The sequence below is a fragment of the Pseudoxanthomonas mexicana genome, assembly GCF_014397415.1.
Classification (GTDB): Bacteria; Pseudomonadota; Gammaproteobacteria; order Xanthomonadales; family Xanthomonadaceae; genus Pseudoxanthomonas_A; species Pseudoxanthomonas_A mexicana.
In genome coordinates, this window is sequence record NZ_CP060731.1 from 1,233,159 (window position 1) to 1,247,653 (window position 14,495).

Sequence of the window (14,495 nt, forward strand, 5' to 3'; positions counted from 1 at the left end):
ACGTCACAAAGCCGAGCGGGGGGGGGCGCTCGCCGAACGGCAGCCGGACAGGACATCGCCGGCCGCACCTTTCGGCTCACATTTACAGTGCGTAGCCGAACTGCTGCTTGAACTGTTCGTTGAACTCGTCGAAATCGAAGCGCTGGTTCTGCGTGCCCGGATGTTCGACCTTCAATGCGCCCATCAGGTTGCCCATGCGGCCGATGGTCAGCCAGTCGTAGCCCTTCTCGATGCCGTAGATCAGGCCGGCGCGGAAGGCGTCGCCGCAGCCGGTGGGATCGGTCACGCGGCGCTCGTGCGCCGGCGGGATGTCGTAGGTCTTCTCCGGCGTGTGGATCTGCGAGCCGTGCGGGCCGCGCGTGGTGATGTAGGCCTTCACCCGCTTGACGATGTCGGCCTCGCTCCAGCCGGTGCGCTCCTGCAGCAGGTTCGACTCGTAGTCGTTGACCGTCACGTAGTCGGTCAGTTCGATGAAGTGGCGCAGCTCCTCGCCGTTGAACAGCGGCATGGCCTGGCCCGGGTCGAAGATGAAGGGGATCCCCGCCTCGGCGAACTCGGCCGCGTTCTGCAGCATGCCCTCGCGCCCGTCGGGACTGACGATGCCGAAGCTCACGCCGGGCACGTCCTTCACGTGGTTCTCGTAGCTGCGCATCATCGCGCCCGGATGGAAGGCGGTGATCTGGTTGTTGTCGTGGTCGGTGGTGATGAACGCCTGCGGGGTGAACAGTTCGTCGATCACCTTCACCTGGGACAGGTTGATGCCCTGTTCGACGAAGTGCTCGCGGTAGGGGCCGAAATCCTGGCCCACCGTGGCCATCGGGACCGGGTCGCCGCCCAGCAGCTTGAGGTTGTAGGCGATGTTGCCGGCGCAGCCGCCGAACTCGCGGCGCATGCGCGGCACCAGGAACGACACGTTCAGGATGTGCACCTTGTCCGGCAGGATGTGGTTCTTGAACTGGTCCGGGAACACCATGATGGTGTCGTAGGCAAGGGAACCACAGATCAGTGCGGACATCGGCAGACTCGGCTGGAGGCGGGTGCGGCCGCCCCGGGCCGCAGGAAAATCGGGACGTGCGCCCCATTCCCGGCGCGCCGGTGCGAAGGTTACCGGCTGGGGCCGGTGCCGACCAGCCTTGCCCGGGCGATGGCGGCCGCGCGATCGCCGGGGGCATGCGCGTGGACAGGCGACGTGGACAGCGGTTTTCGCCGGGGATTCACGAGATTTTTCCTTGCCCGCACCATGCCGGATTGTTAGGCTAGCTGACTTCGTTTTTTGCCCAAAAAATCGCCATTTCAAGGCGATCCGCCCCCAGCAGGAACCCGTCCCCCGATGTTCAAGAAGCTCCGCGGCATGTTCTCCAACGACCTGTCCATCGACCTGGGCACGGCCAATACCCTGATCTACGTGCGCGGGCAGGGGATCGTGCTGAACGAGCCCTCGGTGGTGGCGGTGCGCCAGGATCGCGCCATCGGCGGTTCGCGTTCGGTCGCGGCGGTCGGCGCGGAGGCCAAGCAGATGCTGGGCCGCACCCCCGGCCACATCACCACCATCCGCCCGATGAAGGACGGTGTGATCGCCGACTTCACCTACACCGAGGCGATGCTGAAGTACTTCATCAAGAAGGTGCACAAGTCGCGCTTCCTGCGCCCCAGCCCGCGCGTGCTGGTGTGCGTGCCGGCCGGCTCCACCCAGGTCGAGCGCCGCGCCATCAAGGAATCGGCCGAGGAGGCCGGCGCCCGCGACGTCTACCTGATCGAGGAGCCCATGGCGGCCGCCATCGGCGCCGGCATGCCGGTGACCGAGGCGCGCGGTTCGATGGTCATCGACATCGGCGGCGGCACCACCGAGGTGGCGGTGATCTCGCTGAACGGCATCGTCTACTCGCAGTCGGTCCGCATCGGCGGCGACCGCTTCGACGAGTTCATCACCAACTACGTGCGCCGCAACCACGGCATGCTGATCGGTGAAGCCACGGCCGAGCGCATCAAGCTGGAGATCGGCTGCGCCTACCCGCAGGCCGAGGTGCAGGAGATGGAAATCTCCGGCCGCAACCTCGCCGAGGGCGTGCCGAAGATGATCAAGATCAATTCCAACGAAGTGCTGGAAGCCCTGCATGAACCGCTGTCCGGCATCGTCAGCGCGGTCAAGCTGGCCCTGGAACAGACCCCGCCGGAACTGTGCGCCGACGTCGCCGAGCGCGGCATCGTGCTGACCGGTGGTGGCGCGCTGCTGCGCGACCTGGACCGCCTGATCAGCGAGGAAACCGGCCTGCACGTGCAGGTCGCCGACGATCCGCTGACCTGCGTGGCGCGTGGTGGTGGCCGTGCGCTGGAACTGGTCGACATGCACGGCAACGAGTTCTTCGCGCCGGAATGATGAGGCAGGAACGAGCGGGGAGGAGTGAGAAGTGAGTCGGGGCGACTCCCCTGCCATGGCCTGTGTTGCACCCCTCACTCCTCACTTCTCGTTCCTCTCCACTCGCTCCTAGCCCTCCGTGCCCTCCTACGCCGGCCCTCCCGTTGCCTCCCGTCCCGGCGAAGTCGCCAGCACCTTGCGGCTGCTGGCCTATCTGGCGCTGACCATCGCCCTGGTGATCCTGGATCATCGCGGTGGCTGGCTCTCGCAGGTGCGCGCGCAGGCCAACGTGGTGACGCAGCCCCTGTGGTGGCTGGCCGGCCTGCCCGGACGGCTGACCACGCGCGTGCAGGATGATGCCGCCACCCGTACCGGGCTGATCGAGGAAAACAGGCGCCTGCGCAACGAGATGCTGGTGGCCAATGCGCGGCTGGCCCGTCTGCAGACCGCGGCGGCGGACAATGCCCAGCTCCGCGCCCTGCTGGGGGTGAAGACCGCGCGCGGGCTGGACGTGCAGCTCGCGCCCATCCTGGACATCGACCTGGCGCCCGGCCGCCAGCGCCTGGTGCTGGATGCGGGCAGCCGCGCAGGCGCCACGGTCGGGCAGGCGGTGATCGATGCCGGTGGCCTGATGGGCCAGATCATCGAAACCACCCCGGCCCACGCCACCGTCCTGCTGCTCACCGACCCCGACCATGCCGTGCCCGTGGTGGTGGCGCGCAACGGCGTGCGCCTGATCGTCTATGGGCGCGGGCGCAGCGACCTGCTGGAGCTGGCCGACGTGCCGCTCAACAGCGGTGTGCAGGTCGGCGACATGCTGGTGACCTCGGGCCTGGGTGGGCGGTTTCCGGCCGGTTTCCCGGTCGGCAAGGTGGCCGCGCTGCGGCCCGACGACAGCCATGCGTTCCTCGTCGGCGACGTGACCCCGGCCGCGCGCCTGGACCGCGGCCGCGACGTCCTGCTGCTGAAGTCCGCGCCGCCGCAGCCGCTGCCGCCGGCGGATCCGTCGCGCTTCTTGCCTGAGGCTGCCACTCCTCCCCAGGCTGCCGAAACGCAGGCGCCTGCCGCGCCGACGACTCAAGGCCCCTCTCCCGTCGGGAGAGGGGTTGGGGAGAGGGGCAACGAAGGCGGAAATGGCGTGGGCAACCCCAGCGTATCCGCGCCCGCGACGGTTTCCCCGCAAGCTCCGCGCCCCGCGAACGCCCCGACCCTCACCCCAACCCCTCTCCCGAGGGGAGAGGGGCTCAACGGCGGTGCGCCCGCCACCGCAGAGGGGGTCAATCGCGGAGCTCGGCCTTCGCCCCGCCCGACCACGCAGGAGCCCCAGCGATGAGCCGCGCGCGCACCGGCTGGCTGATGCCGCTCAGCTTCATCGTCGCGCTGCTGCTGGGGCTGCTGCCGTTGCCCGATCTGCTGCAGCCGCTGCGCCCGTACTGGCTGGCGCTGGTGCTGGCGTACTGGGTGATCGAGGCGCCGGACAACGCCGGGCTGGGCCTGGCGGTGATCGTGGGGCTGGTGGCGGACCTGATGTTCGGCACGCTGCTGGGCGAACAGGCGCTGCGGTTGCTGATCATGGCCTTCATCGTGCAGCGCTTCCGCGCGCGCCTGCGCTTCTTTCCGGTTTCGCAGCAGGCACTGGCCATCGGCGGCCTGCTGCTCAACGACCGCATCGTGACCACGGTGGTGCATCTGGCGCTGGGCGAGCCGACGCTGCCATGGCCTTACTGGTGGGCGCCGGTGCTGGGCATGCTGTTCTGGCCCCCGCTGTTCGTGTTGATGGATGCGCTGCGGCTCGGTCGCCGCAAGCGGGGCTGAGCGATGGCAGGCCTGCGCCGGCGGGGCAAGAATCCGCATGCCGAGGCGGACCAGTTCCGTCGTCGCGCGGTGATCGGCTTCGCCGTGGTCGGCGCCTGCCTGGTCGCGCTGGCGGCCTGGTACTTCAAGCTGCAGGTGATCGATCACGACGACTACGCGACGCGCTCGGAAGCCAACCGCATCCGGCCACGCCCGGTGGTGCCCGGCCGCGGCACCATCTACGACCGCAACGGCAGGCTGCTGGCGGAGAACGTGCCCGCGTTCCGGCTGGACGTCACCCCCGACAAGGTGAAGGACCCGGCGAAGCTGGTCGCCGACCTGGGCAGGATCATCGCGCTCTCGCCCGAGGACATCGAACGCTTCGAGGCCACGCGCAAGACCTCGCGCGGTTTCCGCCCGATCACGCTGAAGCTGCGCGTGTCCGAGGAGGAGATGGCGCGCTTCGCGGTGGACCGCTGGCGCTACCCGGGCGTGGAGCTGGTGCCCTACCTGACCCGGCGCTACCCCTACGGCGATCTGTTCGCGCACATCGTCGGCTACGTGGGGCGCGTGGACGAAAAGGACCTGGAGCAGCTGGGCGAGATCAACAGTGCGCTGACCCACATCGGCAAGACCGGGCTGGAGCGCTACTACGACGAACAGCTGCGCGGGAAGATCGGTTACGAGAAGGTCGAGACCAACGTGGAAGGGCGCGCGCTGCGCGTGGTCGGCCGCGTGCCCGCCCAGGCCGGCACCGACCTGCGGCTGAGCGTGGATGCCACGCTGCAGCAGGCGATCGTCGACGCTTTCGGCGAGCTGGAGGGTTCGGCGATCGCGGTGGATCCGCGCACCGGCGAGATCCTGGCGATGGTCAGCCTGCCCAGTTACGACCCCAACCTGTTCGTCAACGGCATCTCCAGCAAGGATTTCCGGATCCTCAACGAAGACCCCTCGCGGCCGCAGTTCAACCGGCTGGTGCTGGGCGGCGTGGCGCCGGGGTCGACACTGAAGCCGCTGATCGCGCTGGCCGGCCTGGACAGCGGCAAGCGCAGGCCCGAGGACACGGTGGTATCCACCGGCATGTTCTACCTGCCCGGGACCAGTCGCGGCTGGGGCGATGCCAGCCGGCGTGGCCACGGCGTGACCGACCTGCGCAAGTCGATCTCGCAGTCGGTGAACACCTATTACTACCGGCTGGCGCTGGACCTGGGCATCGCGCAGTTCGACGAGTACATGGCGCACTATGGCTTCGGCCAGCCCACCGGCATCGATCTGCGTGGCGAGATCGGCGGCATCCTGCCGTCGCCGCAGGCCAAGCTGAAGGCGCGCAGGGAGCGCTGGTATCCGGGCGACACCGTCAATGCGGCCATCGGCCAGGGCGACTGGAAGGTCACCCCGCTGCAGCTGGTGCGCGCCACCGCCGGCCTGGCCGACGGGCAATTGCGCCGGCCGCATCTGGTGGCGCAGACGCGCGTGGGCTTCGATCGCCCGTGGGAGCCGGTGCCGCAGCCGCCACCGGTCCCGATCAGTCCCAACCCGGCGAATGTCGAAGTGGTGCGCCAGGGCATGCAGGACACCATGCGGCCGGGCGGCACCGGCTGGCGCGTGGCGCTGGGCGCGCCTTACCTGATGGCGGGCAAGACCGGCACCGCCCAGGTGATCAGCCGGCGCGGCACCGCCGCGGTCGATCCACGCAGCCTGCCCATGCATTTGCGCCACCGTTCGCTGTTCGTCGGTTTCGCCCCGGCTGACAACCCGACCATCGCCATCGCCATCGCGGTGGAAGGCGGCGGTTACGGCGGCAGCACCGCCGGGCCGATGGCACGCAAGATCTTCGATGCGTACCTGCTGGGGAAGATGCCGGAGAAGGATGGCGAGGAAGGGGTTCCCGTCGGCACTACGCCAGCGACACCGCCCGCTGCGCCGACACCGGCCGCACCGACGCCGCCGCCTGCGAATTCGGTGCCGGGCACAAGTCCGAGCCAGGGCACTAGCCCCTCTCCCACCGGGAGAGGGGTTGGGGTGAGGGGTAACGAAGGTCGTGTGGGTGCGAGCTCCAGTAACTCGACCGCGCTCGCACCGCGCTCCTCTCCTATCCCCGGCATCGCGCCTGTCCTGACCCTCACCCCCACCCCCACCCCCACCCCTCTCTCCCACGGGGACTTCCTTCGGTCGCCGCAGGGAGAGGGGCTTGAAGCCGCCTTTGCGTCGAGGAGGTCGGCATGACCGAACTCCTGCGCTGGGGCGTCGATCTGCTGCGCCACCTGCTGCGCACGCTCGACTGGCCGTTGCTGGGCGCGCTGCTGGCGCTGATGGCGATCGGCCTGGCCGTGCTGTACAGCGCGGGAGGCGAAGCCCTCGGTTCGCACCTGGTGCTGGCGCAGGGCGTGCGCTTCGGCGTGGGGCTGGTGGCGATGTGGGCGCTGTCGCGGATCACCCCGGTGCGCCTGCGCGCATGGACGCCCGGCGTGTTCGCGGTGGCGCTGGTGCCGCTGGTGCTGGTGCTGTTCATCGGCACCGGCAAGCACGGCGCGCACTGGATCGACCTGAAGTTCTTCTACCTGCAGCCCTCGGAGCTGCTGAAGATCGCGCTGCCGATGATGCTGGCCTGGTACCTGCATCGCGAGCCGCTGCCACCAGGCTGGCGCACGACCTTGGTGGCGGCGCTGCTGATCGGCCTGCCGACCGGGCTGATCCTGCTGCAGCCGGATTTCGGTACCGCCATGCTGGTGGCGGCCAGTGGGGTGTTCGGCCTGTATCTGGCGGGCCTGTCGTGGTGGTGGTTCATCACCGCCGGCGTGCTCGGCGGTACTGCGGTGGGACTGGTGATGTTCGCGCCGATCTCGTGGTTCTCGTTCCTGCGCGAATACCAGCAGAACCGCATCCTGACCTTCCGCGACCCGGAGAACGATCCGCTCGGTGCAGGATGGAACATCCTGCAGTCGAAGATCGCCATCGGCGGCGGCGGCTGGACCGGCAAGGGCTGGGGCCAGGGCTCGCAGTCGCACCTGGATTACCTGCCCGAACACACCACCGACTTCATCTTCTCGGTGTTGTCGGAGGAGTTCGGCTGGGTGGGCGTGGCCGTCGTGTTGCTGCTGTACCTGTTCGTGGTGGGGCGCTGCCTTTGGATCGCGATGGATGCGCGCGACACCTACTCGCGCCTGCTCGCGGGCACACTGGGGATGGCGCTGTTCGTCTACGTGATCGTCAACGGCGGCATGGTGTCCGGCCTGCTGCCCGTGGTGGGTGTGCCGATGCCGCTGCTCAGCTACGGCGGCACGTCCGCGGTGTCGCTGCTGGCGGGCCTGGGCCTGGTGATGGCGGTGCGCGCGCATCGGCCGGTGCATGGGTACTGATGCCCCATTGGCACGTGCTCTGTTCACCCTGCGCGGAAAGTCGCGTGCTACCCTCGCGCCGATGATGCGACGCGTAATTCCCTGTCTGCTGGTGCTGACCCTTGCGTCCTGCGCCACTCCGCAACCGCCGCCGTCGGCTTCCTCGGCGACGCCTTCCGCCGCCGCAACGACGACGCCCGCCGAGACCTCGGTGGAGCGTGTGGCCGAGGTGCCGCCCGAAGCGCTGGCGCCGGTCGACTTCCCCACGGCGCGTGCGCAGTTCGTGCGCGACACCGCGGCCAAGTACGGCATCGCCCCGGCCGAGATCGAAGCGACGCTGGCCAAGGCGCAGTTCCTCGACAGCGTGGTCGCGGCGATGTCGCGCCCCGCCGAGCGCGTGAAGCCGTGGAGCGAGTACCGCGTGGGCTTCCTCACCCAGGCGCGTATCGACGGTGGCCGCAGGTTCATCGCCGAGCACCGCGACGAACTCACCCGCGTCGAGCAGCAGTACGGCGTGCCTGCGGAAGTGATCGTGTCGATCATCGGCGTGGAGACCAACTACGGCGGCTTCACGGGCCGGCACAAGGTGCTGGATGCGCTGTATACGCTGGCCTTCCGCTATCCGCGCAGCGGCAATCCCGAGCGCGCCGCCTACGAGTACCGCCGCGAGCAGTTCTTCCGCGATGAACTGGCGCAGCTGTTCGCGCTGGGTCGCGAGGAACGGCTCGACATCGCCACGCTGACCGGCAGCTATGCCGGGGCGATGGGGTTGGGCCAGTTCATGCCGTCGAGTTACCGCGAGTTCGCGGTCGACGGCAACGGCGATGGTCGTCGCGACCTGTTCACCACGTATCCGGACATCTTCGCCTCGATCGCCAACTACTTCCGCAAGAAAGGCGGCGAGCGCGGCGGCTGGGTGCCGGGCGGTGCGGTGGTCGCCCGTGCGCAGCTGCAGGACGGCTTCGCCGAGTTCAATCCGGAAACGTGGACGCCCGACTACACGCTGGCGCAGCTGGCCGAGAAGGGCTATCGCCCGCTGGAGCCGGTGGCGCCCGACGCCACCGCGACGCTGGTGCAGCTGGATGGGGCCGATGGCAAGCAGTACTGGCTGGGCTTCCAGAACTACTACGCCATCACCCGTTACAACAACTCGAAGATGTACGCGATGGCGGTGCACCAGCTGTCGCAGGCCATCGCCGGCCGCGAGATCCCGCCGGCATGAAGCGGCTGGCCCTGCCGCTGCTGGCGATGGCGCTGGCCGCATGCAGCACGGCGCCGAAGAAGTCTCCGCCGCCACCGACCGGCGGCACCGCCTCGCCGCCGACCGCATCCTCCGGTGCCGAAACCGGCAAGGACTGTTCGCGCTACGCGCCGGCACAGGAAGACCCGAGCACGCGCGGCCACTACACCGCCGGCGGCCTGTACAAGCCCGGCGTGGCGGACAGCACGCCTGACCACCTGCCCGACCTGGACTGCATCCGCGAGCCCCAGGTCACCGCCGAGCCGCGCTCGCGCGTGGGCAACAAGTCGCCGTACTCGGTGCTGGGCAAGCAGTACCGCGTACTGGACCGCGTCGACGGTTACGTGGAGCAGGGCACCGCGTCGTACTACGGCAACAAGTTCCATGGCCGTCGCACCTCCAACCAGGAGGTGTACGACATGTACGCGTACAGCGCGGCGCACAAGTCGCTGCCGCTGCCCAGCTTCGTGCGGGTCACCAACCTGGACAACGGCAAGTCGGTCGTGGTGCGCGTGAACGATCGCGGTCCGTTCCATGAGGGCCGCGTGATAGACCTCAGCTACGCCGCCGCGGTGAAGCTGGGCATCACCCAGCGCGGTACCGGCCGGGTGGAAGTGCGCGCACTGACCCCCGATGGCGCCTCGCTGGCGGCGGCGCCGGCCCCCGTAACCGCGCCCGTCGCCCCGTCGGCGATGGATCAGCTGGTCGGCGCGCTGCCGAAGGACGCGGCGCGTTACCACGTGCCGGCCAAGGCGGGCGACACGCCCAGCGCGGCCGGATTCGAGGCCTGGATGAAGGCCAACGGCGTGCGCGTGGCATCGGGCAGGCCGGCAACACCCATGGCGTCCTCCACCGCCAGTGCCGTCCTGTCCGCACCGGCCACGCCGGTACGGGAGACCGCGCCAGCCCCGGCGTCCATGCCCCTGCCGCCGGCCCTGCAGCTGCAGGTCGCCAGCTTCTCCAGCCGCGACAACGCCGATCGCGCACTTGCGCGACTGGTCGCTGCGGGCATCGCCGAAGCACGCCTCAGCGATGTGCCCGGCGCGGCGCGTCCGCTGTGGCGCCTGCGGGTGGGCGCGGCCGATGCGGCCTCGGCGGAAGCACTGGCAGGCAGGATCGCCAGCCTGGGCTTCGGTCGTCCGCAGATCGTCCGCGAATAAGCCGATCGCAGCGTATTCCCGGCCGTTTTTACGTCTTTCCAACCCCAGCCACGGCCGGCCTCCCTACAATATCCGCCTTGAACCGTCAGGCCCACACGGCCTTGCCAGGAGTTTTCCGCCAATGAAGTTCCGTTTCGCTCTCGCCGCGCTCGCGACTACCGCCATGGGCCTGGCCATTGCCCAGACACCCGCGCCGACCCCCGCGCCCGCCGCGCCGGCGGCCCCCGCCGTCGAGATCCCGCCGCCGCCCAAGCCCACCGCCACGGCGTGGGTGCTGATGGACCACATCACCGGCCAGGTGCTGGCGGGCGAGAACTACACCCAGCGCGTCGAGCCGGCCAGCATCACCAAGGTCATGACCTCGTACGTACTGGCGGCCGAGCAGAAGAACGGCAAGATCAAGCCCGACGACCAGGTGATGATGAGCGAGCGCGCCTGGCGCGAGGGCGGCGCCGGCACCGACGGCAGCTACAGCGGCTTCGCCGTCAACAAGACCGCGCCGTTGATCGACATGGAAAAGGGCATGGCCGTGCAGTCGGGCAACGACGCCGCCATCGCGCTGGCGGAACATGCCGCGGGCAGCCAGGAAGCCTTCGCGTCGCTGATGAACAACTACGCCGCGCAGATCGGCATGAAGGGTTCGCACTTCGTCAATGCGCACGGCCTGTCCGCGCCGGAGCATTACTCCACGGCATATGACCTGGCGCTGCTGGGCCGGGCCTTCATCCGCGACTACCCCGAGCAGTACGCGTACAACAAGATCAAGGAATTCACGGTCGGCGCCATCACCCAGCCGAACCGCAACCTGCTGCTGTGGCGCGATGCCAGCGTGGACGGCATCAAGACCGGCCACCATTCCGCCGCGGGCTACTGCCTGATGAGCTCGGCCAAGCGTGGCGACCAGCGCCTGATCGCCGTGGTAATGGGGTCCACCTCCGAGAAGCAGCGCGCCGACGACAGCCTGGCGCTGCTCAACTGGGGCTTCCGCTTCTACGAAACGCACCGCCTGTACGAACCGGGCAAGGCCATCGCCACCCAGCGCGTGTGGAAGGGCAAGGCCAAGGAGGTCCAACTGGGCGTCGCGCAGCCGATGCTAGTCAGCGTGCCGCGCGGCCGCTACGACAACCTGAAGCCGACCATGGACGTGCCCAAGACGCTGGTGGCGCCGATCGCCGCCGGCCAGGCCATCGGCACGGTGAAGGTCACGCTGGACGGCAAGGTCGTGGCGGAGTCGCCGCTGGTGGCGATCACCGCCATCGAGGAGGCCGGCTTCTTCAAGCGGCTGTGGGATGCGTTCTGGATGTGGTGGGAGTCGGAGTGATCCGCCCCGTTCCATGAGAATGCAGATGAGGAAGCCGGCGCATGCCGGCTTCTTCGTTTCGCGCGTCAGCCGATGCCGGCGGCGATCAGGCCGATGGCGATGATCGCCAGCGGAATGGCCAGCAGGTTGAGCCGGCCCAGGCGCTCGCCGAAACCGAGCACGCCCACCAGCGTGCCCAGCACCACCACGCCGATGTTCATCATCGAGAACACCACCGCCGGATGATCCGGCAATGCACGATGGGCTTTCACGTAGAACAGGATGTTGGCGAAGTTCAGCGTGCCCAGTAGCAGGCCGGCGCCGAGCGCGGCACCCGTTAACGCGACCCGCGTACGCCAGGCGCGTGCTCCCTGCATGCACAGCATCACCGTGAATGCGGCCACGAACGCCACCTGCAGCGAGGCGGCGAAGGGCGTGCCGGCCGCGGCCAGCCGCTTGAGCAGCACGTCCACGCTCGCGTAGCCGACCAGCACCACCAGCGGCAGCGCCCAGGCCTGCCATCCGCCGCCGCGCGGACCGCGTTCCGGCCGCGCCACCAGGCAGGCGATCGCGACCACGCCAAGCACCAGTCCGGCGACGCGCAGCGCGTTGGCCTGCTCGCCGAACCACAGGAAGGCGGCCAGCAGCGACAGCACCAGCGACATCCGTTGCGCGATGTCGGTGCGCACGATGCCGGCGGCGCGCACCGAGGCCGACAGCGCCAGGAAGATGCCGGGCAGCAGCAGTGCGAGCAGCGCCAGTTCGGCCCAGGGCGTGTCCGCGTGGCCGAGAGCCGCCAGCGGCGGGTCCAGCAGGCCGAAGCACAGCAGCGAGGCGGCCAGATAGTTCCAGGTGATGCCCTGGGCCGTGTCGATCCCGCGCCGCTGCATCAGTTTGAGCAGCACGGAGACCAGCACGCTGCAGGCGACGCTGATGAGCAGGTAGGCCACGGCACAGCTCGACACGGGGGGCGGGCGATTATCGCGCAACCGGCGGTGGCCCTATTGCCGGAAGAACGCGGCGGATGGCCTGTTGAGTTCACATTTCCCGTGCTTGCCAGCATGGCGGCCGCCATGGCCTATCATCCGCACGGGCGACACCGGCATCCGCGCCGCGGTCGCCCGTGCCGATGGAACGCTCCCGCTTCGGGAGCGACAACCTTTCAAGGAGTGACTTCAGTGAGCAGGGGAATGAACAAGACCGTACGTATCACCGCCGGCATGCTGGCGCTCGTGGCCACGTTGCCGGCGCTTGCCCAGCGCCAGAGCGCGCAGGACCAGCGCAAGCAGCAGATGGCCGAAATCCCGACCTGCAGCAAGCCGCTGGGCACGATCTCGGTGATCGAGCCGGAGGACGGCGTGAACTGGTGGAGCGGCCAGCAGCTGCCGGCACCGTCGAAGCTGATCAAGGTCTTCGTCAACAAGTCGCGCTGCTTCACGCTGGTGGACCGTGGCGTGGGCATGGGTGCGGCGATGGCCGAGCGCGACCTGGCCGCCAGCGGCGAGCTGCGCAACCGCTCCAACATCGGCAAGGGCCAGATCCGTGCGGCGGACTACGTGCTAGTGCCCGACCTGATCTCGCAGAACAGCAACGCGGGCGGCAACGCCATCAGCGGCCTGCTGGGCGGGCTGATGGGCGGCAACGTCGGTCGTGTGGTCGGCGGGCTGGACTTCAAGAAGAAGACCGCCGACGTGGTGCTGACGGTCACCGACGTGCGTTCGTCCGAACAGGTCGCCATGGCCGAGGGCAGCGCCAAGAAGACCGACATCGGCTGGGGCGCGGGCGGCAGCTTGTTCACCGGCAGCCATTGGGGCGGCGGTGGCGCCAGCGGCTACGCCAACACCGAGATCGGCCAGGTCATCACGCTGGCCTACCTGCAGGCCTACACCAACCTGGTGACCGAGCTGGGCGGCCTGTCCGGCAACGCATCCGCGTCCAACGCCCAGCAGGCGGTGGAGATGACCAAGCCCGGCCGCCTGTTCGCCAACCCCAAGGGCACCGGCAAGGCCGTGCGCGACCTGGACCCCGGCATGATGCTGTACCCCACCGGCAACAAGGAGGGCGTCATGTGGGAAGTCGAGGACGAACTGGGCAACAAGGGCTGGGTCTCGTCCAGCCTGGTGCAGCTGGCGCGCTGAGCCATCTGTCGCATGTGCACGAAGGGCCGCGAAAGCGGCCCTTCGTCGTTCCGGAATGGCCGCGGCTTGGCTTTCGCGCCCGGCGTCCCAATAATTCCCGCATGGAAATCAAATCCGACAACCCCGAACACGGCTTCCAGTTCCCCGGCACCTTCGAGCTCAGCGCGATGGGCACGGCCGGCACGGGGCTGGAGACCGAACTGCCGCGCCTGCTGGAATCGGCCGGTGTGGAGGTCCTGCACGAGGACATCACCTGGAAGCACTCGGCCAACGGCAAGTACGTGTCGGTGCGCATCCGCTTCCGCGCGGAAGACCGTGCCCAGTACGACGCCGCCCACCAGTCGCTGCGCGATCACCCGGAAGTGAAGTGGACGCTGTGAGCGCGCCTTGCATCGTCCGCGAACTGGGTCGCCAGCCGTATGAGCCGGTGTGGCGCGCGATGCAGCGCTTCACCGACGCGCGCACCGACGCCACCGTCGACGAGCTGTGGCTGGTCGAGCACGATCCGGTGTTCACCCTCGGGCAGGCCGGCAAGGACGAGCACGTGCTGGCGCCGGGCGACATCCCGGTGGTGCACGTCGATCGCGGCGGGCAGGTGACCTATCACGGGCCCGGTCAGATCGTGGCGTACCCGCTATTCGACCTGAAGCGCCTGAAGGTCGGCGTGCGCGACTACGTCTGCAGGATCGAGCAGGCGATGATCGACACGCTGGCCGAATGGAACATTCACGCCGATCGCAAGGACGGCGCCCCCGGCGTGTACGTGGCCGGTGCCAAGATCGGCGCGCTCGGCATCCGCGTGCGTCGCGGCTGCACGTTCCATGGCCTGGCCTTCAACATCGCCATGGACCTGGAGCCCTTCCATCGCATCAACCCCTGCGGTTACCAGGGCCTGCAGGTGGTCTCGCTGGCGGACCTCGGCGGTCCCGGCGGCATGGACCAGGTGAAGCCGGTACTGCTGAAGCACATGGCCGACCAGTTCGGCCTGTCGCTGAGGCACGAGGCCGCATTGCCGGACCTGTCGCAGGCGGCGTGATCCAGCGTGTCGTAGGAGCGATGTCAGTCGCGACCGCACGGCCGGCCTGCTGGCGCGTGTGGAGGGAGTGCAAATGCATGCACCCTGACAACAAGCATCCTGACCACGGTTCAATGCCGAGTCGTGGTCCGCG

Annotated in this window: 13 protein-coding genes; 11 read left to right on the forward strand and 2 right to left on the reverse strand. The window is 68.8% G+C overall.

Annotated features, from left to right (window positions below; all coding sequences use genetic code 11):
- Nucleotides 1–82: 82 nt before the first annotated feature.
- Entirely contained in the window at nucleotides 83–1,015 is a 933-nt protein-coding gene (locus IAE60_RS05565) for a carbohydrate kinase family protein (RefSeq protein ID WP_185895043.1), read from the reverse strand.
- A gap of 315 nt (nucleotides 1,016–1,330) precedes the next feature.
- On the opposite strand from IAE60_RS05565, the gene IAE60_RS05570 reads away from it, so the two are divergent.
- The 8 genes from IAE60_RS05570 to IAE60_RS05605 all read left to right on the forward strand — a co-directional run bounded on the left by IAE60_RS05570 (nucleotide 1,331) and on the right by IAE60_RS05605 (nucleotide 11,209).
- Nucleotides 1,331–2,377 carry a rod shape-determining protein gene (locus tag IAE60_RS05570; RefSeq protein WP_055937350.1) on the forward strand — a complete coding sequence of 349 codons (1,047 nt, stop codon included), beginning with the start codon at nucleotides 1,331–1,333 and terminating at the stop codon, nucleotides 2,375–2,377.
- 118 nt (nucleotides 2,378–2,495) lie between these two features.
- Complete coding sequence (gene mreC, locus IAE60_RS05575) at nucleotides 2,496–3,689, forward strand: rod shape-determining protein MreC (protein WP_187574174.1); 1,194 nt, start codon at nucleotides 2,496–2,498, stop codon at nucleotides 3,687–3,689.
- The gene (gene mreD, locus IAE60_RS05580; protein ID WP_185895045.1) at nucleotides 3,686–4,171 is read left to right on the forward strand and encodes a rod shape-determining protein MreD; all 486 of its coding nucleotides are present in this window, start codon (nucleotides 3,686–3,688) and stop codon (nucleotides 4,169–4,171) included. Before mreC ends, mreD begins: the two co-directional genes overlap by 4 nt.
- A 3-nt stretch (nucleotides 4,172–4,174) precedes the next feature.
- Entirely contained in the window at nucleotides 4,175–6,376 is a 2,202-nt protein-coding gene (mrdA, locus tag IAE60_RS05585) for a penicillin-binding protein 2 (protein ID WP_187574175.1), read from the forward strand.
- Nucleotides 6,373–7,509: a rod shape-determining protein RodA gene (gene rodA, locus IAE60_RS05590; RefSeq protein WP_187574176.1), complete on the forward strand. Its 1,137-nt coding sequence runs from the start codon at nucleotides 6,373–6,375 to the stop codon at nucleotides 7,507–7,509. Before mrdA ends, rodA begins: the two co-directional genes overlap by 4 nt.
- Nucleotides 7,510–7,570: 61 nt before the next feature.
- Nucleotides 7,571–8,710 (forward strand): lytic murein transglycosylase B, encoded by a 1,140-nt coding sequence (gene mltB, locus IAE60_RS05595; protein ID WP_187574177.1) that lies wholly within the window; start codon nucleotides 7,571–7,573, stop codon nucleotides 8,708–8,710.
- Nucleotides 8,707–9,888, forward strand: coding sequence for a septal ring lytic transglycosylase RlpA family protein (locus IAE60_RS05600; protein ID WP_187574178.1), 1,182 nt, complete (start codon nucleotides 8,707–8,709; stop codon nucleotides 9,886–9,888). Before mltB ends, IAE60_RS05600 begins: the two co-directional genes overlap by 4 nt.
- A 121-nt stretch (nucleotides 9,889–10,009) precedes the next feature.
- Nucleotides 10,010–11,209, forward strand: a complete 1,200-nt coding sequence (locus tag IAE60_RS05605) for a D-alanyl-D-alanine carboxypeptidase family protein (RefSeq protein WP_187574179.1) — start codon at nucleotides 10,010–10,012, stop codon at nucleotides 11,207–11,209.
- A 65-nt stretch (nucleotides 11,210–11,274) separates the two neighbouring features.
- Here the strand turns inward: IAE60_RS05605 and IAE60_RS05610 are convergent, their stop codons facing one another.
- Entirely contained in the window at nucleotides 11,275–12,153 is an 879-nt protein-coding gene (locus IAE60_RS05610; RefSeq protein ID WP_338052625.1) for an EamA family transporter, read from the reverse strand.
- A 225-nt stretch (nucleotides 12,154–12,378) separates the two neighbouring features.
- On the opposite strand from IAE60_RS05610, the gene IAE60_RS05615 reads away from it, so the two are divergent.
- The 3 genes from IAE60_RS05615 to lipB all read left to right on the forward strand — a co-directional run bounded on the left by IAE60_RS05615 (nucleotide 12,379) and on the right by lipB (nucleotide 14,362).
- A complete protein-coding gene (locus IAE60_RS05615) occupies nucleotides 12,379–13,326 on the forward strand; it encodes a CsgG/HfaB family protein (RefSeq protein WP_185895051.1) in 948 nt (315 codons plus the stop codon).
- A 101-nt stretch (nucleotides 13,327–13,427) separates the two neighbouring features.
- The gene (locus IAE60_RS05620) at nucleotides 13,428–13,706 is read left to right on the forward strand and encodes a DUF493 family protein (RefSeq protein WP_162108047.1); all 279 of its coding nucleotides are present in this window, start codon (nucleotides 13,428–13,430) and stop codon (nucleotides 13,704–13,706) included.
- On the forward strand, nucleotides 13,694–14,362 hold the full coding sequence (gene lipB / locus IAE60_RS05625) for a lipoyl(octanoyl) transferase LipB (protein WP_187574180.1): 669 nt from the start codon (nucleotides 13,694–13,696) through the stop codon (nucleotides 14,360–14,362). Before IAE60_RS05620 ends, lipB begins: the two co-directional genes overlap by 13 nt.
- Nucleotides 14,363–14,495 lie beyond the last annotated feature (133 nt).